Consider the following 26,209-nt stretch of genomic DNA (forward strand, 5'->3'; position numbering starts at 1 on the left):
AATCTACGATGGTTCAGCGCAATCCGAGCATCCTGCGGATCTGCAGCGGGTCGGTCGCGCCGCCCGCGAAATCGTCGAACGCCTTGCCGGTCGCCTTGATGATGTGTTCCTGGATGAAGCGCGCGCCCTCCAGGGCACCCTGCTCGGGGTCCTTCAGGCAGCACTCCCATTCGAGTACGGCCCATCCCTTGAAGTCGTACTGGGCGAACTTGGAAAAGATCGCCCTGAAATCGATCTGCCCATCGCCAAGCGAGCGGAAGCGGCCGGCGCGATCGATCCACGGCTGGTAGCCCGAATACACCCCCTGCCGCCCGGACGGGCGGAACTCGGCATCCTTCACGTGCATGACCTTGATGCGCTCGTGATACAGGTCGATGAACTCAAGGTAATCGAGTTGCTGCAGCAGGAAATGCGACGGGTCGTACGCGATGTTCAAGCGCGGATGACGGCCGACGCGATCGAGCAGCATCTCGAAGGTGACGCCGTCGAACAGGTCCTCGCCGGGGTGAAGCTCGAAGGCGATGTCCACGCCTTGCTCGTCGTACGCGTCCAGGATCGGTCGCCAGCGCCGCGCCAGTTCATCGAATGCCGTTTCGATCAGGCCGGCCGGGCGCTGCGGCCACGGATACAGGAAAGGCCAGGCAAGCGCACCGGAAAAACTGATGGTGGCATCCAGGCCCAGGTTCCGGGACGCTTTCGCGGCCAGCAGCATCTGCTCTACGGCCCAACGCTGGCGCTCTTCGGGTTTGCCCCGCAAGGCCTGCGGCGCGAATACGTCGAAGGCCTCGTCATAGGCCGGATGCACCGCGACGAGTTGCCCCTGCAGGTGCGTTGACAGTTCGGTGATCGATATACCGTTGGCTGCGGCAATGCCGGTGATCTCTTCGCAGTAGTCCTTGCTTTCGGCCGCCCTGGCGAGATCGAACAACCGCGTATCGCCCGATGGAAGCTGCACCCCTTTATAGCCCAGCGAAGCGGCCCAGCGCGTGATGGCATCCCAGCTGTTGAACGGCGCGACGTCGCTTGCGAACTGCGCGAGAAAGATTGCGGGTCCCCGGACGGTGGTAGTCATTCTTCTGCCCCGTGTCGCGTTAGCCCTGCAGCGGCGCAAGCACACGGCGCGCCAGCTGATGGTGACGGCGGATCTTGTCGAAGCCATCCGCATCGGTCCACATATAGCCTTCATACTCGCTGGACATGAAGCCGTTGTAGCCGCCTTCGACGAACACAGGTAAGACCTTGGCAAGATCGACCGCAATTTCGTCGCCGCTCTCGTCGAAGTCGAAGAATTTTCCGTGGATATGGATCACCTGCGGCATAATCTCGCTCCACGAGCGCGGATCGGCACGGCTGAACAAGCCGAAAATGATTTCGAGCCCGATGATGTGGCGTTCCTCGTAGCCTTTTGCGCGTGCGGCCTGGACATACTGGTCCCGACGCTCGAACGGCGTGCCCACGTCGAGGTGCCAGTACTCCTCGGCCAGTGCGATCAAGCCATCCGGAACGCCATTCGCTCGTTGCGTGTCGAAATAGCTCGGCGGGACGGCGCGAGCCGATGCACCGAAGTCAGGAATGAAACCGAGGAGCGGCGAGCGTACGCGCTCGTACATTTCACGATATGCAAGGATATCCGGATGCTGGGTATGATGCGGCGCGTGAATCTCGAGGCCCATCTTGACACCGAGTTTTTCCGCATGGGGTACGCACTTTTCGATGACGTTGGCACCCGCGGGGAACTGGTAGCGCACGAGGGGGAAGCCCAGCTTCGCCGCAGCGTCCAGCTGGCGCTTGTGATAGGCGACGCTTTCCTCTTCCGACATGGGAACTTCCGGATTGATCCAGACGTCGGCATTGATGCCGAGGCAGGACAGCGTCAGCCCGGTTTCGTCGATCAACGCCTTGAACTGGTCCGCAAACTCGTCCGAAACATTTGGGAAGCCGCGAAAACTCTGGAAGCCGACAATCTCCAGTCCCGGTCCCAGGTTTTCTGCTGCGACCTTTCGCACCAACTGCTCGAAGGTGTATTCACGCGCATGGAACTCGGTCGTCAGGCTGTAGAGAGTCGTGCCCAACTTCAGGCCATCTTTGGGTATGTTCATTTTTTATCCTTATTGCACGGTAATCGTCTTGGTTGTCTTGGTGATGCGCGTCCATCCATGAATGTAGGGCGGACGGATCGAAACAGTTACCGAGACGACGTGCGGCTCGTTTCGGGCGACGACGTACCCGTCGATCCTGAGCATTGCACTGTCCAGCACATACCACCAGTCGTCGGTACGCGGCAACAACTCATCCAGGCGCAGCGACTCGCCATTCAGTTCGAACCTGATACGACTCCGATCGATGAGTGTGCCATCGATCTCGACATCGCCGACCTCGACGACAGAGAGAGGAAGGGATCGATACCACGGCAAACGAATATCGATAGCACATCCATTGGGCGTTACCTGCAAGCCGCCATCACTGACGACGCGATGTTCCATCATTTTTCAAACTCCTCGTAAATTAGCTTTGATATTCCTGCCGGGTTTGGCGACCCGATCGTCCTCGCGATAGAATGAGATGCAGATCATCATCAAGACCATCAGTACGATCGGCCCTCCATACGTCAGGACGCGAAGCGCCAGATTGGCGCTCTCAGTAACGACGCCCGGTTTGTAACCGGCCATCCCCAGCGTGTACGCCGTGATTGCGGTACCGATCGCAATCCCGACTTTCAGGCCAAAACTGACGCTCGCGGCCATCAGCCCCTCATCACTTTGGCCAAAATTTTTCTCCTGCCATTCGACGGCGTCGGCGCTCAGAACGAATATCGTCGCGGCCTGGATGCCACCGGCCACATTCGAAAGAACAAACACGGCGATGAACATCACGGGGTTGGACTCGAACACGTACAGGAGCGGAATCAGCAGGATCGACGCGGCCAGTCCGATGTTGCATCCCAGTCGCTTGCCGAAGCGGGCGAGAAAAGGCCTCGATATGAAACCGCCAATGAAGATCATGACCGACATCAGCGGAAGAATGACCGACACCACCCAGGTCTGCTGCATGACGTCCTTGGCGAAAAACGCAAGGCTGGAGACCATGACACCAATCCGGATGAAAACAAGCAATCCCAAGGCGAAAACGACGCGCCATACCGGGTTTCTTATCATCTGGCCGAAAGTAGCGGTGATCGACGTCGAGGCAGGGGTGGAGGCCGTATAGCGCTCACGGCAATTGAAGAAAACCACGAAATAGAGCACACAAGTTGCGACGGCCATGATCGCCGCCGCGACGGTGAAGCCCCATTGTCGGTCCGTTCCGCCGAAATATGCGACCATGGGCATGGCAAGACCGTAAGCCACGATCGACGCCAATGAGGTTCCCATCGCGCGAAAGCTCCCCAATTGCACCTTCTCATTCGTATTGCGCGTCATCATGGGAAGCATCGAGCTATACGGAACGTACAGTAGCGAATAGCACAATCCCAGCAAGGCGAACGTCACATATGCATAGACGAGCTTGGCAGTTGGCGATACAGCGGGAATGCTGAACGTGGCGACAAATAGCACGCCAAACGGGACCGCCGCATAGATTAAGTAAGGTCTTGCTTTGCCAAAACGGGATTTGGTGCGGTCGACCATGATGCCCACCAACGGATCGAAGATCGCATCCAGAATGCGTGTCACCAGCATGAGCGTGCCAAGCGCGGCGACCGGCAACATGGCAACGTCGGTATAGTAGACAAGCAGGAAACCCGTCGCCATGTTCCAGGCAAGATTCGACGCAATTTCACCCGCGCCGTAGCTGTACTTCTCCCGTGCCGTCAATTGGATCTGGCGCGAAATATTGTCGTTCATATGCTTAGACTCCATGTGCGTTGCTGAATGCCCTGGCTAGCGGTCCCGCACGACTACATACGGGACCACAGCCATCAGAAGTCGACCGTCAATCGCGCACCGTAGGTGCGTGGCGGCGCATACGTGTACGTATAGTCTGCATTCAGGTAGGACTCATCTGCCTGGGTAAAGATTTTCTTGTCAGTTGCGTTATTCACGTAGAACTGCAACAACCAGTTGGCCTTGCCCGGCTTGAAATCCAGATTGAGATCCAGCGTGGTATATCCGCCCTGCCTCTGGTTCGCGAAATTCGTGGGAGCAAAGTATTTTTCCGACTCATGCTTGACGCGAGCCCGCGGCGTTAACATGCCGCCAAGCACGTCGGCAATGTCGTATTCGTACTGGGCGCTCAACGACAAGGCTGGTGCGAGCGGCACTTTATTTCCGGACAGGTTGAGATTGACCGTGCTGTCGTAGCCCGCCGTGGTCACGAATGACTTATAACGCGCGTGAAGATAGTTTGCGGACAGGTTCACACGGCCATAGTCCAGGTTTGCCAACAAACTGGATTCCAAGCCATAGAGTTCGGAACGGCCGGCATTGACAGTCTGAATGCCGGAACTCGTCACACCGCTGACGAACTGGCTGACCTGCTGATCCTTGTAATCCATCTTGTAAGCCGCCAGGTTCAGCTGCACCCGGTTGTCCAGGAAGCGATTTTTCGAACCCAGTTCATAGGCAATCACGGTTTCCGGTCCATAAGTCTCGGTCCCCGAGAAGCCGCCGGCCTTGTAACCCGTGCTTACCTTCGCGTACAGAAGACTCGATCGCGTCATCTGGTAATCGAGATCGACGGCCCAGGTCGCCTTTTTCGAGTCGGACCGTCCATCCTGCGGAATGTTGATGGTGAAAGGCGCGCCGGTGTACGGGCCGAACAGCGAAAAGATACCGGTGCGAACTTTCTTGTCCTTCGTTTCGCGTGCGCCTACGCTCAACTTCAGTTGCTGCGTCAGGTCATAGGAAACCTGTCCGAAAAGAGCGGTCGAACTCGAATCAACTTGGGGGAAGTCGAACAACAGAAGTTCCGTCTGGTTCGAGGCGAGATAGTCCCAGAATTCGTTGGTATAGACCTTGGATTTCTCTTTGAAGTAATATGCGCCGACTTGCCAGACGAGCGGCGATTTTGCATCCGAACTCAGGCGCAACTCCTGGTTGACCGTATTCGGGTGTTCGCGCTGGATGAACGTCATGGTTCGCGTATTCATATTGTTGAACACGTTCAGCTGGCGGTTATAATCTGTAGAATTGTATCCACCAACATACGTCAACGTAACATTTGGGAAAATGTCGGACACTGTCGCGGACCACTTGTAATCCTTGATCGTCGCGTTCAGTTTGGGGAAACCGCCGAACGCAAAGCGCTTGCCATCCGAACTCTGGCTTGCAGAAAAGGAATGGAGCGGTTCATTACCACCTGTCGTTGGATAAACGAAAGGCAGGTTCTCCGAAACCGATCCGTTCCCTCCCAATTTCGTGGATTCAGCAGCAAACCAGAGCGATACGCGCTTGGTCGGTTCAAACAAGAACTGCAATCGCGTCGACTGCGCGTCCTCGTCGTCGCCTCGAAGCGGCATGTCACTTGCCTTGCGATAACCGTCGTGGTGACGTGAAGAGAATGACGCCCGCATCGCGGCGTTGTCGGAAAAACTCAGGTTCGCAAACCCATCGAAATTTCGCTGATTGAACGACCCGAACTCGCTGGTCAGCCGTCCGTTGTTTTCACCAATTTCAGGTTTTCTGGTAATGATGTTCAGTGTGCCGCCGGTACTGTTCCGGCCAAACAACGTACCTTGGGGACCGCGGAGGATTTCCACGCGTTCGATGTCATAGAAGCCGGCGAACGCCGCATAATTCCGGTTCAAGAAAATACCATCGGTCGCGATCGATACGGAGGGATCTCCGGTTTCGGATGTATTGCTGCTCGATACACCTCGAACGGCAACAACGGGCACACCAGTGTTCATCTGGATGTTCACACTCGTGTCCGTGTTGCCCAGCGCGACGATATCGGTCACACCTCGGGTCACCAGGTCATCGCCCTTGTAAACCTCCATCGAGACAGGAGTTTTCTGAATGCTGGTCGAACGCTTTTGTGCCGTAACGATCACTTCGGTGATAGCCTGTTTCGGCGCATCAGCATTTGCAGTTTCGTTGCTTTCTTGCGCGTACACGGTATTCGCAGCTGCCAGGACGCCAATCGACGTCGAGGCGATAAGATATTTCATGTTCTGTCCCCGAGATTTTTAAGTTGGTATTTGCCAGAATGCGCCCTATCCAAAGGGCCGATTGAAATACGAAATCCTTGCTTCATGCGCCGCTCAAGCGTAGACACCAAAACTCCGTCCGACCGGCGCAAGTCGTCACGCATCTTTATCGCTTCTCGCATATTTAAAGAATATGTTCGGTGGAAATATTGAGCAATGCACTCAGGCGTATAACCGTCATCACACAGTTTGATGGCCGGGGTGACGCTGCTGCAGGATGACGGTTTCGAAACCGGCTTCACAAATCGAGCTGGGCTATCAGACGGCCGGCATGCATGATTGCATGCGCGACCAATTCCGCACCACGGATGGTCACCCATGAAATCGCAATCAGTTGGCTAATGCGAATAAAAGGTTCATATCGCCATAAAGCATCGCGAAAACGCCGGGAAAGGGCGAGGCGTATAGTCACTTTCGCAGGCAAAATTCGACGTTTCATATTGTCTCCGCTAATGTTTTATCGGCCTGCTATAACTTGCTCGTCTCGAAGACTGACAAGCTGGCGCCTCCGCACCAGACACCGCGCACCTTAAAAATACGGTCGGCAGAGATGGCGAGCAATAGGCGCTGGGTTATGATTGTCATCACCCAGCTTGATGGGAAGTTTGAAGAGGCCCAGACGCCACGTCACACCTGTAGCGCGCGATACATTACTCGGGGAACGCGAGCGCGGTTTACGTGCTGGCGCGAGTTTCGAAGACGTTCAATGTCATGGCGACCAACGTCTAGTACCAAGCAGGCCAGTCAGGTTGACCATCAACACATGGCCGAGCAGGTCCAGCATCTGCCGATATGTGGCATCGGACACCCGGCGAGCGAACGCACGTCGGGGGCTGTACTGCACCTGCGCATTCGGGATAACGCGGTTTTCCCGTAGCTTCGCGATCTCGTTCAGCGACAGCTTGTCGCGTAGGTGCATCCGTCGAACGTTGCCCAACATTTCGACGACGCCACCATCATCTCTCGCTTAGAACCTAGACCTCACATGACGGGTGCCGATATGGTCAAGTGCACCTGCCGGGCCTGACGTAAACGTCAAGCGATTTGTGTCATCGCCATTTGTCTTTTATTAAGTTCTTGAAAAGAAAGGACCTTTATTTTGGCACGGTAGTTGCTGATAGCAGAGGACACAAGCGCCTTGCACAACGGTCGAAAGATCACTGCAGGGTAAGAAAACCTCAGGAGAAACGCCACATGTTTCTTCTTCTAGCAGGACAGCGCTTATCAGCCCCCTTGCTCATTTTGACCGGATCTTATCTGGTGCGGTCGGAAAAATGCCGTAGAGACCTTCGCCTGCTGCGCCTGCATTTGTTGGAACTTAAAGACAACAATGACGTGACGTCTCCAGCCGCGATGCCCGCATACAAGACGCTGGGCAACGAGGAGGAAATGTTGATGCTGCGTGGCTCACTCACTAGCAAGACCTGATGCCGATTCGACGCATAAAACTATTATCAACAAGGAAAAGTAACAATGATCAAGCCAGCAGATTTTGACTTTCATTTCAAACCCGATTCGCACTGGCAATGGGTAGAGACGATCGCGCTCCCATTTGCCGTGCCAGAGGCCAATATCAATGGCATCGTGTATCTTGTGACGCGTCCGATGCTCGGCGTGTGCATGTGCGATGTCACGCTCTACGACAAGATTACCGACCTGTGGGAGGATCAGTTGTATGTCGATAACCAACAGCATTTGCCCTGCCCGAAGTCGCTGACGGAGTTTTCGTTGCCCAATGGCCTGAGCTTCAAAGTGATCGAACCGCTCAAGCACTACCGTATGAAATACGAGGGAATCGACGAGACCAGCTTCGACCTGGAATTTTTCGGACTGCATGAGCCCTATGATTGCAACGATCCGAACATGGATCCGCTCGCTGCCGCGCGCAACGGGCCAGCCTGGGACAGCTCATGGTCAGGCCACTACGAGCAGACTTACCGCATCAAGGGTGAACTGGTCGCACGCGGCAAGCGCTACAAGGTGGACTGCGTGGAAACCGGTGACCGTAGTTGGGGTTCGCGTCCGGAGCGCGACAATGCCTCGATCATCTGGTGGCACGCGGCGTTTGGCGAGAACCTGGCCGTACACTTTTTCACCAAGCATGATATCGCCAAAACTAACGAATTCGGCGAACTGGTCAGCGGTTACATTCTCGAAGACGGCAAGGTCTACGGGATAACCAGTGCCCGTGGCTCGCAAGAGTATCGCAAGTCGATTCCGATCGGTGGGCAGCTGGAAGTCACCGACATTCGCGGCAAGACATTCGAGTTCACGTATTCAACGACAAACTGTGCCTATTGGGCCCCTTATCCGGCAGTGACCTACCTGCAATCGGCGATGCGGGTCAATCACAACGGCCGGATTGGGTATGGTATTCAGCAACTGGTGCTCAGCCGCGCTTATCTCGGGCGCAATCGAGAAGCTCTTCTCGCCCGCTATTAAAAACCGCCCCGTCATAAAAACAAAATCGGAGACTAAGATGAGAATCAGCAGCACGGAGAAATACATTTCCTTGGCTTTGCACACCTTGGAAAGCAGCATTGTGCCGGAGCTCCAGTCGACTGACGCCAAGGCTGGTGCCGACATGGTGAAAATGGTGCTCGGCGAGATCCTCAAGCGTGAGGATTTCACCCCGCGCGTGCTTGAACAAAATCTTGCCGACGGCAATGCGCTGGTGCAGGAACTGGAGGCCTTCCATCGTCAGATCGACGGTAAGCAAACCGGTACTACGCCGCTGGCAACAGGACATGCGGAGACCAGTTTTCGGTCGCTGATCGAACAACATAGTTTGCTGACGGAGCGCATCGCACACCTGGCTGACAGTCTGGTGGCACACCGCAGCCGTATCGCCGATCCAAAGCAGCAGCAGGCGCTCTCGGCATTGATGCACAAGGTGGCGGTATGGGACTACGCGTATTGGAAAGCACAGCGGGAAACGCCAGTCCCAACCTTTGCGGCGCCAGAAAAGGGCCCGGGAGGACCGTTGACCAGGGAGAGGCTCGAGGCCTTCCTGCGTACCCAGCATCCCGACGGCGAGCGCTGCTCGGTCGTCGAAATGAATCCCATCCCCGGGGGCTTCGCCAAGCAGACATTCCGCGTCACCGTCAAGGATGCCTCCGGCAAGCTGGAGCCGTTGATTGTACGTAAGTGCGATCCCACGCCGATGGGGCGCATGGGTTGCTTCCTGCTCGATCAGGAATTTTATCTGATAAAGGATGCCTTCAAGAACAGCGACTTGCCCTTGGCGGAGCCGTTGTATCTGGCCAAGGACTTTCCCGGTGTCGATGCGACGTTTTACGCGATGTCGCCGCTGCCTGGCACGGTGCCAAGCACCTTCCTCGGCGGCGCGACGGCGGACATACCTGAAACGGTAATCTTGCAGATGGCGGAGTTCATGGCACGCCTGCACAGTTTGAAGCTCGATACCTATCCCAACTATCTCGAACGTTTCGGACATCCTGATCTGTATACCGACACGGTTGAGTCCTGCTATCGCCGCACCATCAAGGAATGGAAGCAATATTTCGAGACGTCCGGTCATTTGCCGTCGCCTTTCGTTTCCTACTTGTTCGACTGGCTGGAGCAAAACGTGCCGAAGCACACCAGTCCGCCGGTGCTGATCCACGGCGACTTCAATGTGCATAACATCCTCGTGGAGAATGAACGCATCACGGGTGTGCTTGACTGGGAATGTGCAATGTTCGGTGCGCCGGAGCAGGATCTGGCCTATCTGAAACAGATCATCTCGCATCACATCGAATGGGACCGCTTCCTCGCGCACTATCGCGCGAGCGGCGGCCCGGAGATCGACGAAGCCAGCATGGACTTCTACATGACGTTTGCCTCAATGCGCATGTGCGTGATCTTCAACAGAGGCGTAGTCAACCTGCAGAGCGGTGTGACGCGGGACATCCGCTACGCCGTCGTCGAGATGGAACTCACGCCAGAGTTCATGAGGCAGTCCTTGATGTGCACCACGGGGACCGCCTGAATAAAGCCTGATGCAATCTCTTAGGCTGGATGTTGCATAAAAGGGCAAGCGTATTGTAAGTGATCGATAAATGTGAATTTTTAGAAAACACATTTATCGGCATGAACAGACCTTGCCCAAAATGCAGCGAGATGTCCTCTCAATCACGGACAATTCCGTTTGACTTTGCACTCTGCAGGAATTCTTCAAACGTGTGCAACGACATCGGTTTTGCAAATACATATCCTTGTGCTTCGTCACAGCCCGCCAGACGCAACATATCCATCACCATGGTGGTCTCGATCCCCTCCGCTACAACCGTCAGGTCCAGCGCGTGCGCCATGCCGATGAGTGCTTCGACGAAGGCGGCGTTGCCATGATCGACCGATTGCTCGTCGAAGAACGAACGGTCGAGCTTGAGTACGTCGACCGGAAAGCGCTTCAGGTACGATAAGCTCGAGTAGCCGGTTCCGAAATCGTCGAGCGACAGCGTCGCGCCCAAGCCCTTAAGACGCCGGAGAAACAGCGCTGATTGCTCGGTGTCTTCGATCAGCGCGCTTTCAGTCAGCTCGAGTTCCAGAGCCGCAGGTCGCAGGCCTGACTCGCCCAGGGCACGCTCGACTTCCAGTACGAAGTCGGCATGACGCAACTGGCGTGCCGACACATTCACGGATACGTGCAGCGCGATTCCGTACTTGTCGCATAGTCGTTTTCCTTCGCGGCAGGCTGCGCGCAACACCCACGCTCCAATGGCTTCGATATGGCCGCGCTCCTCCGCAATGGGAATGAACTCAAGAGGCGATATTTGCCCGAGCTCGGGGTGGTTCCAGCGCAGCAGGGCTTCCATACCCCGTAGCCGCATGCCATGCAGGTCGACGCGCGGCTGATAGTGAATCTCGAATTGCCCCAGTTCAAGGGCACGTCGCATCGTCACCTCGAGCTGCAGCCTGCGCTTTGCTTCCGCACTCATTTCAGGCTCGAAGAACTGGTAGGTACTTTCACCGGTCGCCTTGGCCTTGTACATCGCGGTATCGGCGTTTTGAAATAACTGCTCTACGGTCTCAACGTCCTGGTCCGACAGGCTGATGCCGATCGAGGCACCGACGCAGATTTCAACGACGTCCACATAGAATGGGTTCGTCAGCGCCGCTATCAACCGCTGGGCGATCGCGGCGGTCGCGTCACGTCCGGTGCAGGTGGCCGCGACCACAAATTCGTCACCGCCGAGGCGCGCCACAACGTCGCCTGGTCGCATGCAAGACTGCAGTCGCGCGCTGACCTGTTTCAGCAAGCAGTCCCCGGCAGCATGGCCCATCGAATCGTTGACTTCCTTGAACCGGTTCAAGTCGATGAACAGCACCGCGATCACCGCACCGGCGCGTTGCTCACACAACATAGTCTCGACGTGCTGGTTGAGCGAGGCACGGTTGGGCAAGCCGGTCAGCACGTCGCGCGTCGCCAGCTGTTCAAGCCTCGCTTCCGCATGCTTCCGTTCCGAGATGTCGTGGAAGAACACGGACAGCCCATCTTCGTGGGCATACACGCGCTCGCTCAACCACACCCCTGCCGGTTCATAATAGACCTCGAACGACATGTTTTCGCGCATTTCCATCGCGCGCCGCAGGTTCGCTGCGACGGACGTGTCCGCCAGCCCGTCCGCGATGTCCCACAATACCTTGCCCAACGATGCCTCGCGGTCGATGCCAACGAAGGCGGCCGCAATGGTGTTAGCAAACGTGATCTCCCAGTTGCGGTCCACCGAGAAGAAGCCATCCTCGATGCTCTCGAGGATCGTATGTACCTGGGCATGTGCCTGCTCGAGCGCCACCTTTGTCCGGTGCATGTTCGTGACGTCTCTGGCGGTCGCATAAACCAGACGACTGCCTTCAGGATGGCAAAGGCTCCAGTCCAGTCGAACTGTTCGGCCATCCTTTGACAGGCAGTCATCGCTGATAAACAGGTTGCCCGGGCCGGTTACCATCAACTTCAGCTGCCCCAAGGCGTCGGCATAGCCTTGCTCGGTCATGAAACGCCGGCCCGTCGAGCCGATCAATTCGTCGGGACGATACCCCAAGACCTGTTCGACTGCCCTGTTTGTGTGCAGAATAGTTCCTTCCAAATCCAGCAGCATTGTGATGTCCAGGGAGTGCTCGATGAGTGCGGTATTCTGCTCTGCCATCCGTTCAATTCGCGCCAGCATCTCCTTTTCACGTGTAATGTCGCGTGACACCAGAACCGCGCCGGCAATAGCTCCCGTATCGGGATCGGTCACTTTACGTACCTTCGTACCCAGCAAAATATAGCGATTATCGCGGTGGCGCTTACGCACTTCGATGACTTCCGCAAGCTCCTCCCCGTCCAAGATGCGGGCCAGCGCATTCCGTGCGCGTTCCTGATCTTCAGGGTGTAAAAAGGCGAGAACCGAGCGCCCGACCATCTCTTCGCTCTCCCATCCCACTACCACGGTGTACGACCGGGATACATGCACGTAGTTGCCGGAGGCGTCACAATGACCGATCAGGTCGAGGCAGTTATCCATGATAAGGCGGTGCTCTGCCTCGCTGCGTAGCGTGCGCTCGAGGACGCCCTTGTGCTCGCTAATATCCGTCAGCGCACCGCTAAACCCTTCAAAATTGCCGTCGCGGTCAAACTGGGGAATACCAGTCGACACGACCCATCTGGAATTGCCGTTAGTGCACATGAGCTGGTGCTCATGCCGAAATGGCTTTTCCCGATCCATCGCGCCCGCGACTTCTTCGGCAAGCGTGCAACCACTTGCGGTCTGGACCGTCTGCAGCCACGCGACGAATGATTTGCCGACGGGCGACGGCAGAAGCCCGGGCGAATGCTCGGCAATGGAAACGCATATGCCCTTGCGATCCGTCGTCCAGATACCGCCGATGCACGTAATAGGAGCGAACATGAGATTAGAGCAAACTGATGAGTTGAGCGACTTGTCGTTGTCGTTGAATGGTCGCCTGTCGACAGTATGGGTCGCACTGGACTGACACTCGATTATGCTTCCGGCATCGATACGTAGAGCAGGTCCATCGAAATAATTCGATAGATTGTTGCCGCAAAGAGACAATGGTTATTGTCTCAATAACATACTGGACAGTATTGGTAAGGATACGGGCATGGCGTTAGCCCAGCATGGGAAGTTCCTGGTCTAGAAAAAAAGAACGGGTACACCGCCGCCGCGGCGCACCCGTTAAAGGGAAGCACTCTTTTCGGGGTCTGCGCTCGAATCAAGCATGTGAGCTCTGCCCCGCGCTGACTACATGGTCTTGTCTGCGTAGATCGTGTGGAAAATCCTGAACCGCATGCGCACGTGCATGCGAGCGCGCGGGAAGAAGCCGGGAACGGACGACGCCGTTTTCAAAGTGGATACACCTTTGACGTGCTTGCACTCATGCCACGCGTCCCTGTTGATCGAGCTGTCGCGTCACTTCTGCCCACCTGGTTATTCACATCATCCCCCCAGGAGGCGCGCGACTCGCGCGCGAGGCGGAAGAGAATGCGAAGCACCTTGATACGTACCGTGTAGCCCACCAGGTCATTCAACAGCGGCAGCCTGATGGACTGCATATTCCTTGCGACGTCGGCGACCTCTTCGATCGTGAATTTTTTCCCGATGTCGCCGATCATTTCGAGCAATGCGCGCTCAGGAGACGACACATAAAGCGTGGGATGCGTAGCCGACAAAGCGTCAAGCCCCAGGTCTCTCGGCATGTCGGGCGAAAAAAGCTGGGTCACCTGATAGGTGCAATCGAAGCGCTCCATGAACCATTTTGGCAATCGGGGAGTTGAAGTACCCCAGACAGCGGTCGGCACATCTTTGTTCACGTAGTGGATACCGTTGTGCCATTTAACTGCGGTCATGCTGGCGATATGCAGATCCGGAATGCTCCTCGTCAGATATTCCATCGCATGTTCGAAGGTCAGTTCTTGTCCCTGCCGTACGTAGACGCCGCGCCCCAAGGGTTCAAGCCAGCCGTGCTGAACGAGGTTGTTTATATGACGCAACGTGATACCCATCTGATGCAATTCGTTTGAACCGATGGGTTTTCCGCGACCAATCTGGATCAGGGAACGCCTGGAAGGAAACGATGCATTGGTGCTGTCCATGAAAGAGAACCCTACAGATCAAAACGACTCGAGCACGTGAAACGAACCGGCAACGCTCCAACTGCCGGAGAACCATGTCCATCAGAAGCGTCGCCTGACACGTCTACCCAGCCGTCCCTCAGCGCGGGCGCCCTGCGACTCATTACTGCCTTAATCACAATCCACTGGTGCTGGATTTCCTTCACGGTGGCACCAACGTGCAGCGTCCCGGACGGATGACCGAAGCGTACGGATTCCAGTGCCTGTCCACCTGCGGCCAGGCTGACGAGCGTGCCCGGTATCGCCGCTGCCGTGCCGACCGCTATCGCGATCGTGCCCGTCACCGCGTGATGCAGCCGGCCCATCGATAGAGCCCGAACAAGCAGATCGACTTCCGCCGCCGCGATCTCCTTGCCGCACGCCGCGACATAGTCGGCCGGCGGTGCCACGAATGCGATTGCCGGCGTATGCGGACGCCGGGCCGCTTCGTCGACATGGGCGATCAGACCCATGCGCAAGGCGCCATGCGCACGGATGGTTTCGATTTTGACGAGCGCTTCCGGGTTCGCGTCGATCGCCTCCTGAAGCGCCGAGCCCGTGTAACCAATCTCGGACGCGTTGACGAAAATCGTCGGGGCGCCCGCGTTGATCAACGTCGCCCGGAGTATGCCGATGCCTGGCACGTCGAGCTCATCAACCATGCGACCGGTCGGGAACATGGCACCGTCGCTGTCCCAAGCACCATGGTCGCCCGCATCGCACACGGGATCGATGAACTCCAGCTTTACCTTGGCAGCCGGGAGCGCAAGGCCGCCCAATTCGCATTCTCCGGTCTGCTGGATTTTTCCATCCTTGACTGGAACATGCGCAATGACGGTCTTCCGAACATTTGCCTGCCATATCCGAACGGCCACGATTCCGTCCCGAGGAATACGCTCGCGGTGAATCAGTCCGCCGCGCACCGCGAACATCCCGACCGTCGCGGACAGGTTGCCGCAGTTTCCACTCCAGTCAACGAGTGCCTTGTCGATGGAGACTTGGCCGAACAGGCAGTCCACGTCATGACCGGGACGCGCGCTTTTCGACACAATGACGGTTTTGCTGGTGCTCGACGTAACGCCACCCATGCCATCGGTCTGCCTGACGTAGGGGTCGGGACTGCCGATCACGCGCAGCAGCAATTTGTCACGCGCTTCTCCCAGAACCTGTGCCGCTTCGGGAAGATCGTGCAAGCGAAAGAACACGCTTTTGCTTGTGCCGCCGCCCATGTAGACGGCGGGGATTTTGACTTGAGGTACGTGGGTCATCAGAGTTTTCCGTTGCATGTCTTCCCGTGCACCGGGACGACGATTTGTTTGTTACAGGTTCGAGTGGCGCCCTTCGACAAGGCGAGCAATGCAGTCACGCCCTTCGGCGCTTCGTCACGATCCCGCCGTCGCCTACATATTTGGGTAGTTCGGCCCGCCGCCGCCTTCCGGCGTGACCCACACGATGTTCTGCGTCGGGTCCTTGATATCGCACGTCTTGCAGTGCACGCAGTTCTGCGCGTTGATCTGCAGGCGGTCCTTGCCTTCGTCCGTCTTCACGAACTCGTACACGCCGGCCGGGCAGTAGCGTTGTTCCGGCCCCGCGAACCTGGCCAGGTTCACGTCGACCGGCACGTTCGGGTTTTTCAGCGTAAGGTGGATGGGCTGGTCTTCCGCATGGTTCGTGTTCGAGATGAACACGGACGACAGGCGGTCGAACGTCAGCTTGCCGTCCGGCTTCGGATAGGCGATGGGCTTGAAGCTTGAGGCAGGGCGCAGGCATTCGTGGTCCGCGTGGTTGTGGTGCAGCGTCCACGGCGCCCTGCCCTTGAACACGATCTGGTCGATGCCGGTCATGATCGTGCCCGTGATCAGCCCCTTGCTCATCCACGGCTTGAAGTTGCGCGCGACGTGCAGTTCCTCGTGCAGCCACGATTGTTCGAATGCGACCGGATAGCTCAGCAGCTCATCGTGCTGGCGGCCATCGCCCAGTGCGGCATAGGCGGCATCGGCCGCGAGCATGCCCGTCTTGATGGCGGCATGGCTGCCCTTGATGCGGCTCGTGTTGAGGAAGCCCGCGTCGCAGCCAATCAGCGCGCCGCCCGGGAACACGGTCTTCGGCAGCGACTGCAGGCCGCCCGCCGTGATCGCGCGCGCGCCGTACGAGATGCGCTTGCCGCCTTCGAAGAAGTGGCGGATCTCCGGGTGCGTTTTATAGCGCTGGAATTCCTCGTACGGCGACAGGTACGGATTCTGGTAGGCCAGGCCGACGACGAAGCCGACGGCAACCTGGTTGTTTTCCAGGTGGTACAGGAACGAGCCGCCGTAGGTGTCGTTGTCCAGCGGCCAGCCGGCCGTGTGGATCACGAGGCCCGGCTTGTGCCTGGCCGGATCGATTTCCCACAGTTCCTTGATGCCGATGCCGTAGGTCTGCGGATCCTTGCCCTTGTTCAGGTCGTACTTCGCCATCAGCTGCTTGCCGAGGTGGCCGCGCGAGCCTTCCGCGAACAGCGTGTATTTCGCGTGCAGCTCCATGCCCAGCTGGAACGCATCGGTCGGCTGGCCGTGGCGGTTGACACCCATATTGCCCGTGGCGACGCCCTTCACGGAACCGTCGTCGTTGTACAGGATCTCGGCGGCCGGGAAGCCCGGGAAGATTTCGACACCGAGCGCTTCCGCCTGCTGGCCCAGCCAGCGCACGACGTTGGCCAGCGAGATCACGTAGTTGCCGTGGTTCTCGAGCATCTTTGGCACGAACATGGACGGCGTCTGGTACGACTTGGTTTCGGTGAGGAACAGCACGCGGTCTTCCGTCACGGGCGTATTCAGCGGTGCGCCCAGTTCTTTCCAATTCGGGAACAGTTCATTCAGCGCGCGCGGATCCATCACGGCACCCGACAGGATGTGCGCGCCCAGCTCGCCGCCTTTTTCCAGCACGCAGACCGACACGTCCTGGCCCTTTTCGGCCGCCAGCTGCTTCAGGCGGATCGCGGCCGACAGGCCGGCAGGACCACCGCCCACGATGACGACGTCGTATTCCATGGCGTCGCGCGGACCATATTGTTCCAATAGGTTCATGGGTCAGTCCAGCGCCTTGCTCAGGGCCGGCACGATGTCGAACAGATCGCCAACGATGCCGTAATCGGCGACCTGGAAAATCGGCGCTTCCGGGTCCTTGTTGATTGCCACGATCGTCTTCGAATCCTTCATGCCAGCCAGGTGCTGGATCGCTCCCGAGATGCCCACCGCGATGTAAAGCTGCGGTGCCACCACCTTGCCGGTTTGCCCCACCTGCCAGTCGTTCGGAACGAACCCCGCGTCAACCGCCGCACGCGACGCGCCCATCGCGGCGCCCAACCTGTCGGCCAGCGGCTCCAGGATCTTGAATGCCTCGCCCGAGCCCATGCCTCGGCCGCCGGAGACGATCACCTTCGCCGCCGTCAGTTCGGGACGTTCCGACTTCGCGACCTCGCGCGCCACGACACGGGACTTGCCCTCCTCACCGACCGGCACGATCCCTTCGACGACCGCCGAGCCGCCCATCGAGACCGCCTCGAAGCCGGTAGTGCGCACAGTGATCACCTTCACAGGTTCGGTCGACTGCACCGTGGCTATCGCATTGCCAGCATAGATCGGGCGCTCGAATGTGTCCGGCGTCACCACTTTGGTGATTTCCGAAATCTGTGCGACGTCGAGCCGCGCCGCCACGCGCGGCAGGATATTCTTGCCATAGGCGGTCGCCGGTGCCAGGATGTGGCCATAGTTGCCGGCCAGCGCAAGCACCTGTTCAGCCACGTTTTCGGCCAGCCCGTCGGCAAGCTGCGGCCCATCGGCGAGGAACACCCTGGTGACGCCGGTAAGCCCAGCAGCTGCCTCGGCCGCCTGGCTGGCCATGTAGCCAGCCACCAGCACGTGCACTTCGGCGCTGCATTGCAACGCCGCAGTGACAGTGTTCAGCGTACTGCCTTTGAGGGAAACGTTGTCGTGTTCTGCAATAACCAGTGTTGTCATGATCGTTCGTATAGTCTTTTTAAGTTTGTGCGCCGTCGATCCGGGTTGCCGGATGCCGTCCAGATTCGACCTCCCGGCTAGACGACCTTGGCTTCGTTCTTCAGCTTCCTGACCAGTTCGGCCACATCGCTGACGATGACGCCAGCGGAACGCTTCGAAGGCTCCGAGATCTTCAACGTCTTCAGGCGCGGCGTCACGTCCACACCGAGGTCCGCCGGCTTAACGCTGTCCAGCGGCTTCTTTTTCGCCTTCATGATGTTTGGCAGCGTGACGTAGCGCGGCTCGTTGAGCCGCAGGTCGGTGGTCACGATGGCCGGCAGCGGCAGCGCCAGGGTTTCGAAGCCGCCGTCGACTTCGCGGGTGACGACAGCACGGCCGTCCTCGATGACGACCTTCGAGGCGAAGGTGGCCTGGCCCCATCCCAGCAGGGCGGCAAGCATCTGGCCCGTCTGGTTGCAGTCGTCATCGATCGCCTGCTTCCCGAGGATGACGATCTGCGGCTTTTCCCTGTCAATGATCGCTCGCAGCAGCTTGGCCACGGCCAGCGGCTGCAGGTCGTCGGTGGTGTCGACGAAGATGCCACGGTCGGCACCGATCGCCATTGCAGTGCGCAACGTTTCCTGGCACTGCTGCACGCCACAGGAAACTGCGACCACCTCATCGATCTTGCCGGCCTCCTTCAGCCGTACAGCTTCCTCGACGGCGATTTCGTCGAAGGGATTCAAACCCATCTTGACATTGGCGGTATCGACACCGCTTCCGTCTGATTTCACGCGGATCTTGACGTTGTAGTCCACTACGCGCTTGACAGCGACTAATGCTTTCACTTCACTCTCCAGTTTGGAATTTCGGAATCAGCCGGCCCGCCGGTTCGCGATGGCGTTGCCGGCCCGGCTTGCCGCCTTGCGCCCGAGCTGGCGCGAGATGAACTGACCGGCATCGACCACCTGGTCCAGGTGGACGCCCGTATGGATACCGAGCCCATCGAGCATGTAGACCACGTCCTCCGTCGCCACATTCCCCGTCGCGCCTTTCGCATACGGGCAGCCGCCCAATCCCGCAACCGAGGCATGGAAGATCGATACGCCGACCTGCAGCGCGGCGTAGATGTTGACGAGCGCCTGGCCGTAGGTATCGTGGAAGTGGCCAGACAGCTGGCCAAGCGGATACTCTTTCGCAATGGCCTCGTAGACGGTCGCGATCTTGCCTGGCGTGCCCACGCCGATGGTGTCGGCGATGTCGATCTCGTCGCAGCCGAGGTCGCGCATGCGGCGTACCACATCGGCCACCGCATCCGGCGCGATCTCGCCCTCATAGGGACAGCCGAACGAGCAGCTGATGCTGCCCCGCAGCCGGATGCCGTTGTCCTTGGCCGCACGCGCGACGTCGCGGAAACGCTCGACGGATTCGGCAATCGAGCAGTTGATGTTCCGCTGGGAGAAGGCCTCCGAGGCCGAACCGAAGATGACGACTTCGTCAGCCCGTGCAGCCAGGGCCGCCTCGAAGCCTTTCATGTTGGGCGTGAGCGCCGAATAGAGCACGCCCGGTCGGCGGCGAAGGTTCTCCATCACCTCGCCGGAGGTCGCCATCTGCGGCACCCACTTCGGCGATACGAAGGACGCCGCTTCGATATTCGGCAGGCCCGCTGCGGCAAGCCGTTCGACCAGCTCGATCTTGACCTCGGCCGGGACGGTCTCCTTCTCATTCTGGAGGCCGTCGCGCGGACCGACTTCGACGAGCTTCACATGCTTGGGTAGTGTCATTGGCGTTCCGTCAGTCAGTGGTAAAGGCCAGCAGTTGCACGCCATCGGTCACCTGGTCGCCAACCGTATACAGCAGTTCCTCGACAGTGCCGCTGGCAGGTGCGTAAATGGTGTGCTCCATTTTCATCGCCTCCATGATCAGCAACGGCGAGCCTTTTTCGACGACCGCGCCTTTTTCCACCAGCAGGGCGACGATCTTGCCGGGCATCGGTGCCGTGAGCCTGCCGCTTTCTGCCTCGGCCTCACCGGCATGGGCGAGCGGATCGCTGTACTGCAGTACGACGTGCTGGCCGTTCGTAAAGACGTGGAAGGTGTCGCCTTCGCGGGCCACGGTGCCTCGTACGACACTCCCATCGAGCTTGAGGGTGATCTGTCCGTCGTTCTGTCCCGCCACGCTGACCAACGCATCCTGTCCCGCGGCTTGCATCGCCCAGCCCTGCCGGCTGTAGCGAAGTCCCAGCACCTGCGGGCCCGCTTCGCCGGTGAACGCGAGGTTGCGGGTGAATGTGCCGTTCATGCGCCAGCCATCCGTATCGCTCCACGGGTCGCGAGTGCCGCACGCATGTTCGCCGTCGAGCAGCTTGACGGCCGCCAGTGCCAGCACGTGCAATCCGGCCGGTTGCGGTACCGGGAAAAGCGCGTCACGATGGCGTTCGATCAGGCCCGTGTCCAGATCCGCATTGGCAAACGGCTCGCTTTCCACCAGGCGCTTGAGGAAGGCAACGTTGGTCGCCAGGCCGACGACCTGGTAGTCGGCCAGGGCACGCGCCATGCGGGCCAACGCCTCGTCGCGGTCGCGTCCCCAGACGATCAGCTTGGCGATCATCGGGTCGTAGAACGGCGAGATCGCATCGCCCTCGCGCACGCCCGAATCGATGCGCACCGCCGCGGGATCTGCGCCTGCGCCGTCCGCGCCGAGTTCGAACTGCACCGCGGCCGGGGTACGCACGCGCAGCAAGGTGCCGATCGAGGGCAGGAAACCTTTTTCCGGATTCTCGGCGTAGATGCGTGCTTCCAGCGCGTGGCCATGGATGGTCAGCTCGTCCTGGCGCTTCGGCAGCGACTCGCCGGCCGCGACCCGCAGCTGCCACTCGACCAGGTCGGTACCCGTGATCATCTCCGTGACCGGGTGCTCCACCTGCAGGCGCGTGTTCATCTCCATGAAGTAGAAGCTGCCGTCCTGGTTGGCGATGAATTCCACGGTGCCGGCGCCGACGTAACCGACAGCCTTCGCCGCATTGACGGCGGCCTGCCCCATCGAGCGCCTCCGCTGCTCGGACATGTCGGGCGCGGGCGCCTCTTCCAGCACTTTCTGGTGCCGGCGCTGTACCGAGCAGTCGCGCTCGAACAGATACACGCAGTTGCCGTGCGTGTCGGCGAATACCTGGATCTCGATGTGGCGTGGCCGGATCAGGTATTTCTCGACGAGGACGCGATCGTCGCCGAAGCTGTTGATCGCCTCGCGCTTGCAGGACTTGAGCGCCGCGTCGAAGTCTTCGTCGCGTTCGACGATGCGCATGCCCTTGCCGCCGCCGCCCGCGCTGGCCTTCAGCAGCACCGGATAGCCGATCTGGCCGGCCTGCTGGCGCAAGAAGCCGGCATCCTGGTTCTCGCCGTGGTAGCCCGGCACCAGAGGAACGTCGGCCGACTCCATCAACTGTTTGGCGGCGGACTTCGAACCCATCGCGCGGATTGCCGAAGCCGGCGGGCCGATGAAGACCAGGCCCGCCCGCGCGCAGCCGTCGGCAAAGTCCTCGTTCTCGGACAGGAAGCCGTAGCCCGGGTGGATGGCCTGGGCGCCGGTCGCAAGCGCGGCCTCGATGATCTTGTCAGCCCTCAGGTAGCTTTCCTTGGCCGAGGCCGGGCCGAGCAGGACGGCTTCATCGCAAGCCGCGACGTGTTTCGCATCCGTGTCCGCTTCGGAGTAGACCGCGACGGTCTTGATGCCGAGACGGCGCGCCGTCGCCGCGACCCGGCAGGCGATTTCCCCGCGGTTGGCGATCAGGATTTTCTTGAACATTTGGTCTCCTTGAATGTTATGACAGCCACGCCGGCTTGCGCTTCTGGAGGAAGGACGCAACCCCTTCGCGTCCCTCTGCAGATGCACGGATATGCGCGATGCGGCGGGCGGTATCGGCCAGCAGCATGTCGTCGATCGGCAGCCTGGCGATGTCGCGCACCAGCTTCTTCGCTTCGCGCACCGCGTTCGGGCTGTTGTTCACCAGTGCCTTGACGATGCCGTCGACGGTGGCGTCGAGCGCTTCGGCCGGCACCACCTCGTGGGCCAGGCCGAGGCGCTTCGCTTCGCGGGCGTCGAAGCGCTCGGCGGTGAGGAAGTAGCGGCGCGAGGCCTGCTCGCCCATCGCCTTGATGACGTAGGGGGAAATCGTGGCCGGGATCAGGCCCAGCTTCACTTCGGACAGGCAGAAGTTCATGCCCTCGCTCGCCACCACGATGTCGCATACCGCTACCAGGCCCATGCCGCCGGCGTAGCAGTCGCCCTGGACCTTGGCTACCACCGGCTTCGGGCTGAAGTAGATAGTGCACAGCATGTCGGCCAGGCGCAGGGCGTCGGCCTCGTTTTCCTCGCGAGAGTAGCCGGCCATCTTCTTCATCCAATTCAGGTCGGCGCCGGCGCAGAAGGCCGGACCCTTCGCAGCCAGCACGATGGCGCGGATTTGCTCCTCTCGGCCCACTTCATCGAAGGCCATCGCCAGGTCGGCGATCGTGGTCTCGTTGAAAGCATTCCGTACGTCGGGGCGGTTCAGGGTGATGGTCGCGACCTTGTCCTCAACGGAGATCTCGACGGTGTCGTATTTGTTCATTTTTTTCCCTTACATCCTGAACACGCCGAATTTCGTGTCTTCGATCGGCGCGTTCAGCGCGGCCGAGAGGCCCAGTCCCAGCACCGTGCGCGTATCGGCCGGGTCGATCACGCCGTCGTCCCACAGGCGCGCGGTGGCGTAATACGGGTGGCCCTGGTGCTCGTACTGTTCCTTGATCGGCTGCTTGAACGCGGCTTCCTCATCGGGCGACCATTGGCCGCCCTTGGCCTCGATGCCGTCGCGCTTGACGGTCGCCAGCACGGACGCAGCCTGGTCGCCGCCCATCACGGAGATGCGCGCATTGGGCCACATCCACAGGAAGCGCGGCGAGAACGCACGGCCGCACATGCCGTAGTTACCGGCGCCGAAGCTGCCGCCGATGATCACGGTGAATTTCGGCACGGATGCCGTCGCGACCGCGGTCACCATCTTGGCGCCGTTGCGGGCGATGCCTTCGTTTTCGTACTTGCGGCCGACCATGAAACCGGTGATGTTCTGCAGGAAGACGAGCGGGATTTTTCTCTGGCAGCACAGCTCGATGAAGTGCGTGCCCTTCAGCGCGGCTTCCGAGAACAGGATGCCGTTGTTGGCGATGATCCCGACCTTCATGCCGAAGATGTGCGCGAAGCCGCAGACAAGCGTCGTGCCGTAGCGCGCCTTGAATTCGTCGAACTCGCTGCCGTCGACGATGCGGGCGATGACCTCGCGCACGTCGAACGGTTTTCTCGTGTCGACGGGGATCACGCCGTACAGTTCTTCCGGCGCGTACTTCGGCTCGACGCTTTCGCGCAGCGCGCCCTGCTGGGGTTTCACGCGGTTCAGGTTCGAGATGATCTTGCGCGCGAGTGCCAGCGCGTGAGTGTCGTTCTGTGCCAGGTGGTCGACCACGCCGGACAGGCGCGTGTGGACATCGCCGCCGCCGAGGTCCTCGGCCGTGACGACTTCGCCCGTCGCCGCCTTCACGAGCGGCGGACCGCCCAGGAAGATCGTGCCCTGTTCCTTGACGATGATGGATTCGTCGCTCATCGCCGGCACGTACGCGCCGCCCGCCGTGCAGGAACCCATCACGACGGCGATCTGCGGAATGCCTTTTGCCGACAGGTTCGCCTGGTTATAGAAGATGCGGCCGAAGTGGTCGCGGTCGGGGAACACGTCGTCCTGGTTCGGCAGGTTGGCGCCGCCCGAGTCGACGAGGTAGATGCAGGGCAGGTTGTTCTGCTCGGCGATCTCCTGCGCGCGCAGGTGCTTCTTGACCGTCATCGGGTAATACGTGCCGCCCTTGACGGTGGCGTCGTTACAGACGATGACGCATTCCTGGCCCGCCACGCGGCCGATGCCCGTGATGATGCCGGCCGCGGGCGCGGCATCGTCGTACATGGCGTACGCCGCCATCTGGGAGAATTCGAGGAACGGGGTGCCCGGATCGAGCAGCATTTGCACGCGCTCGCGCGGCAGCAGTTTGCCGCGCGCGACGTGTTTCGCGCTGGCCGTTTCGCCGCCGCCCATGGCGACAGCGGCGACTTTCGCGCGCAGGTCGTCCACCACTGCTTGCATGGCTGCGGTATTGGCCTTGAAATCCTCGCTGCGCGGGTTGAGTTTGGATTCGATTGTGCTCATGGTCGCCTCGATCACGCGGTTTCGGAAAACAGTTCGCGGCCGATCAGCATGCGACGGATCTCGCTCGTGCCGGCGCCGATCTCGTACAGCTTGGCGTCGCGCCACAGACGGCCCACCGGATATTCGTTGATGTAGCCGTTGCCGCCCAGCGTCTGGATCGCTTCACCGGCCATCCACGTTGCCTTTTCCGCGCTGTACAGGATGGCGCCGGCCGCGTCCTTGCGCAGGGCGCGGACCTGTTCCGGGTTCGATGCGCGGTCGCAGGCCTGACCGACCGCGTAGACATAGGCGCGGCAGGCCATCATGGTCGAATACATGTCGGCGATCTTGCCTTGCATGAGCTGGAATTCGCCGATCGCCTGACCGAACTGCTTGCGCTCGTGGATATAAGGGACGACCGCGTCCATGCAGGCCGACATGATGCCCAGCGGGCCGCCGGAAAGTACGGTGCGTTCGAAATCCAGGCCCGACATCAGCACATTGACACCCTTGCCCACGCCGCCCAGCACGTTTTCCACCGGCACTTCGCAATCCTGGAACACCAGCTCGCCCGTGTGCGAACCGCGCATGCCCAGTTTGTCCAACTTTTGCGCGATGGAAAAACCCTTGAAGCCCTTCTCGATGAGGAAGGCGGTCATGCCGCGCGGGCCGGCCTCGATGTCGGTCTTGGCGTAGACGACGAGGGTGTCCGCGTCCGGACCGTTCGTGATCCACATCTTGGTGCCGTTCAGAACGTAGCGGTCACCCTTCAGGTCGGCGCGCAACTTCATGCTGACGACGTCGGAGCCGGCGTTCGGTTCGGACATGGCCAAGGCACCGACGTGCTCGCCCGAGATCAGCTTGGGCAGGTATTTGCGCTTCTGCTCGTCGTTGCCGTTGCGCTTGATCTGGTTGACGCACAGATTCGAGTGCGCACCGTACGACAGGCCGACGGAGGCCGATGCGCGCGAGATTTCTTCCATGGCGACGATGTGCGCCAGGTACCCCATGTTGGCGCCGCCGTATTCCTCGCCGACGGTGATGCCGAGCAGGCCCAGCTCGCCCATCTTTTTCCACAGGTCCATCGGGAACTGGTCGGTGCGGTCGATCTCGGCCGCGCGCGGGGCGATTTCGCTCGCGGCGAACTGTTGTACCGCTTCGCGCAACGCGGCAATGTCTTCGCCATGAGCGAACGATAAACCTGGAAGCTCAACATACCTTGTCATATTTTCCTCTGTGTAATGAATTCTGGTCGGCCAGGTAAAGCTCGGCGTTAATCTGCTAGTCCGTGGAAGCACAGCTTGCCAACTGCTGCCCTCCCCGCTTTTCAATCTAGAAATACCAATCGGGACTGAGCTTGCGTTGTCACTTTCGTCATCTCGGTGGTGACCACTTTGAAGCCGATTTACTTTACGTTTACGTAAACGTAAAGCATGTCGTGGATTGGCGTCAATTAATTTGTGCGACTTTTTAAAGAAGCACGGTCGATCACTTCTGTGCGTGGGCGGGACTTTATGTCCGCGGATAACGCTGCGCCGAGCGTTAATGGGAATTGGCGACTTCCACCTGAATGCCGAGGTCGAGGATGCACCGGCCGGATAGCGAAACCAGCAAGCCTTATCGGCCATCCTTGGAGTCTTCATCTACGCCGTGCGCACGCTGCGATTTATAGCAACGTGCCTGTCACAGCGTTGGCCGCGCTTTCTGGAAACGGAGGAACGGAGTCAATGTCATAGGTAGCGGGTTTGTTCCATCCACAACAGCTT

The 26,209-nt window shown here is 59.4% G+C and carries 20 protein-coding genes and 1 pseudogene; 3 read left to right on the forward strand and 18 right to left on the reverse strand.

Going from position 1 to position 26,209, the window contains the following annotated elements; translation table 11 throughout:
• Window positions 1–13: 13 nt before the first annotated feature.
• The 7 genes from P0M04_RS30470 to P0M04_RS30500 all read right to left on the reverse strand — a co-directional run bounded on the left by P0M04_RS30470 (window position 14) and on the right by P0M04_RS30500 (window position 7,085).
• Complete coding sequence (locus P0M04_RS30470; RefSeq protein WP_259450289.1) at window positions 14–1,072, reverse strand: sugar phosphate isomerase/epimerase family protein; 1,059 nt, start codon at window positions 1,070–1,072, stop codon at window positions 14–16.
• A 19-nt stretch (window positions 1,073–1,091) separates the two neighbouring features.
• The gene (locus P0M04_RS30475; RefSeq protein ID WP_259450290.1) at window positions 1,092–2,099 is read right to left on the reverse strand and encodes a sugar phosphate isomerase/epimerase family protein; all 1,008 of its coding nucleotides are present in this window, start codon (window positions 2,097–2,099) and stop codon (window positions 1,092–1,094) included.
• A gap of 9 nt (window positions 2,100–2,108) precedes the next feature.
• A complete protein-coding gene (locus P0M04_RS30480) occupies window positions 2,109–2,486 on the reverse strand; it encodes a C-glycoside deglycosidase beta subunit domain-containing protein (protein ID WP_259450291.1) in 378 nt (125 codons plus the stop codon).
• 3 nt (window positions 2,487–2,489) lie between these two features.
• On the reverse strand, window positions 2,490–3,842 hold the full coding sequence (locus P0M04_RS30485; RefSeq protein ID WP_259450292.1) for an MFS transporter: 1,353 nt from the start codon (window positions 3,840–3,842) through the stop codon (window positions 2,490–2,492).
• 74 nt (window positions 3,843–3,916) lie between these two features.
• Entirely contained in the window at window positions 3,917–6,106 is a 2,190-nt protein-coding gene (locus P0M04_RS30490; protein ID WP_259450293.1) for a TonB-dependent receptor, read from the reverse strand.
• Between the two features lie 277 nt (window positions 6,107–6,383).
• Window positions 6,384–6,584 (reverse strand): hypothetical protein, encoded by a 201-nt coding sequence (locus P0M04_RS30495; protein ID WP_259450294.1) that lies wholly within the window; start codon window positions 6,582–6,584, stop codon window positions 6,384–6,386.
• Window positions 6,585–6,854: 270 nt separating this feature from the next.
• Window positions 6,855–7,085: a hypothetical protein gene (locus P0M04_RS30500; protein WP_259450295.1), complete on the reverse strand. Its 231-nt coding sequence runs from the start codon at window positions 7,083–7,085 to the stop codon at window positions 6,855–6,857.
• Window positions 7,086–7,339: 254 nt separating this feature from the next.
• Between P0M04_RS30500 and P0M04_RS30505 the strand changes: the two genes are divergently transcribed.
• From P0M04_RS30505 to P0M04_RS30515, 3 genes are read left to right on the forward strand one after another with little or no spacing between them, the layout of a single operon-like run.
• The gene (locus tag P0M04_RS30505; RefSeq protein ID WP_259450296.1) at window positions 7,340–7,573 is read left to right on the forward strand and encodes a hypothetical protein; all 234 of its coding nucleotides are present in this window, start codon (window positions 7,340–7,342) and stop codon (window positions 7,571–7,573) included.
• A 45-nt stretch (window positions 7,574–7,618) separates the two neighbouring features.
• Window positions 7,619–8,587, forward strand: coding sequence for a DUF7064 domain-containing protein (locus P0M04_RS30510; RefSeq protein ID WP_259450297.1), 969 nt, complete (start codon window positions 7,619–7,621; stop codon window positions 8,585–8,587).
• A gap of 37 nt (window positions 8,588–8,624) precedes the next feature.
• Entirely contained in the window at window positions 8,625–10,136 is a 1,512-nt protein-coding gene (locus tag P0M04_RS30515) for a phosphotransferase family protein (RefSeq protein WP_259450298.1), read from the forward strand.
• Window positions 10,137–10,275: 139 nt separating this feature from the next.
• Here P0M04_RS30515 and P0M04_RS30520 read toward each other — a convergent pair whose 3' ends face one another.
• From P0M04_RS30520 to P0M04_RS30570, 11 genes and pseudogenes are all read right to left on the reverse strand, one after another.
• Window positions 10,276–13,038 (reverse strand): sensor domain-containing protein, encoded by a 2,763-nt coding sequence (locus tag P0M04_RS30520; RefSeq protein WP_259450299.1) that lies wholly within the window; start codon window positions 13,036–13,038, stop codon window positions 10,276–10,278.
• Between the two features lie 455 nt (window positions 13,039–13,493).
• Window positions 13,494–14,243: a type IV toxin-antitoxin system AbiEi family antitoxin domain-containing protein gene (locus P0M04_RS30525; RefSeq protein WP_259450300.1), complete on the reverse strand. Its 750-nt coding sequence runs from the start codon at window positions 14,241–14,243 to the stop codon at window positions 13,494–13,496.
• 86 nt (window positions 14,244–14,329) lie between these two features.
• A pseudogene (gene prpF, locus P0M04_RS30530) lies at window positions 14,330–15,529 on the reverse strand (2-methylaconitate cis-trans isomerase PrpF); the annotation flags it as partial.
• Window positions 15,530–15,661: 132 nt separating this feature from the next.
• Window positions 15,662–17,290, reverse strand: a complete 1,629-nt coding sequence (locus tag P0M04_RS30535) for an electron transfer flavoprotein-ubiquinone oxidoreductase (RefSeq protein ID WP_307727219.1) — start codon at window positions 17,288–17,290, stop codon at window positions 15,662–15,664.
• A 39-nt stretch (window positions 17,291–17,329) separates the two neighbouring features.
• Window positions 17,330–18,259 carry an electron transfer flavoprotein subunit alpha/FixB family protein gene (locus P0M04_RS30540; RefSeq protein WP_259450302.1) on the reverse strand — a complete coding sequence of 310 codons (930 nt, stop codon included), beginning with the start codon at window positions 18,257–18,259 and terminating at the stop codon, window positions 17,330–17,332.
• Between the two features lie 77 nt (window positions 18,260–18,336).
• Window positions 18,337–19,086 carry an electron transfer flavoprotein subunit beta/FixA family protein gene (locus P0M04_RS30545; RefSeq protein WP_259450303.1) on the reverse strand — a complete coding sequence of 250 codons (750 nt, stop codon included), beginning with the start codon at window positions 19,084–19,086 and terminating at the stop codon, window positions 18,337–18,339.
• A 27-nt stretch (window positions 19,087–19,113) separates the two neighbouring features.
• Window positions 19,114–20,022 (reverse strand): hydroxymethylglutaryl-CoA lyase, encoded by a 909-nt coding sequence (locus tag P0M04_RS30550; protein ID WP_259450304.1) that lies wholly within the window; start codon window positions 20,020–20,022, stop codon window positions 19,114–19,116.
• A 10-nt stretch (window positions 20,023–20,032) separates the two neighbouring features.
• Window positions 20,033–22,042 carry an acetyl-CoA carboxylase biotin carboxylase subunit gene (locus P0M04_RS30555; protein ID WP_259450305.1) on the reverse strand — a complete coding sequence of 670 codons (2,010 nt, stop codon included), beginning with the start codon at window positions 22,040–22,042 and terminating at the stop codon, window positions 20,033–20,035.
• A 16-nt stretch (window positions 22,043–22,058) separates the two neighbouring features.
• The gene (locus P0M04_RS30560) at window positions 22,059–22,847 is read right to left on the reverse strand and encodes an enoyl-CoA hydratase/isomerase family protein (RefSeq protein WP_259450306.1); all 789 of its coding nucleotides are present in this window, start codon (window positions 22,845–22,847) and stop codon (window positions 22,059–22,061) included.
• Between the two features lie 9 nt (window positions 22,848–22,856).
• Window positions 22,857–24,464 carry a carboxyl transferase domain-containing protein gene (locus P0M04_RS30565; RefSeq protein ID WP_259450307.1) on the reverse strand — a complete coding sequence of 536 codons (1,608 nt, stop codon included), beginning with the start codon at window positions 24,462–24,464 and terminating at the stop codon, window positions 22,857–22,859.
• An 11-nt stretch (window positions 24,465–24,475) separates the two neighbouring features.
• A complete protein-coding gene (locus P0M04_RS30570) occupies window positions 24,476–25,669 on the reverse strand; it encodes an isovaleryl-CoA dehydrogenase (protein ID WP_259450308.1) in 1,194 nt (397 codons plus the stop codon).
• Between the last annotated feature and the right edge of the window lie 540 nt (window positions 25,670–26,209).

Source organism: Telluria mixta, assembly GCF_029223865.1.
GTDB lineage: Bacteria > Pseudomonadota > Gammaproteobacteria > Burkholderiales > Burkholderiaceae_D > Telluria > Telluria mixta.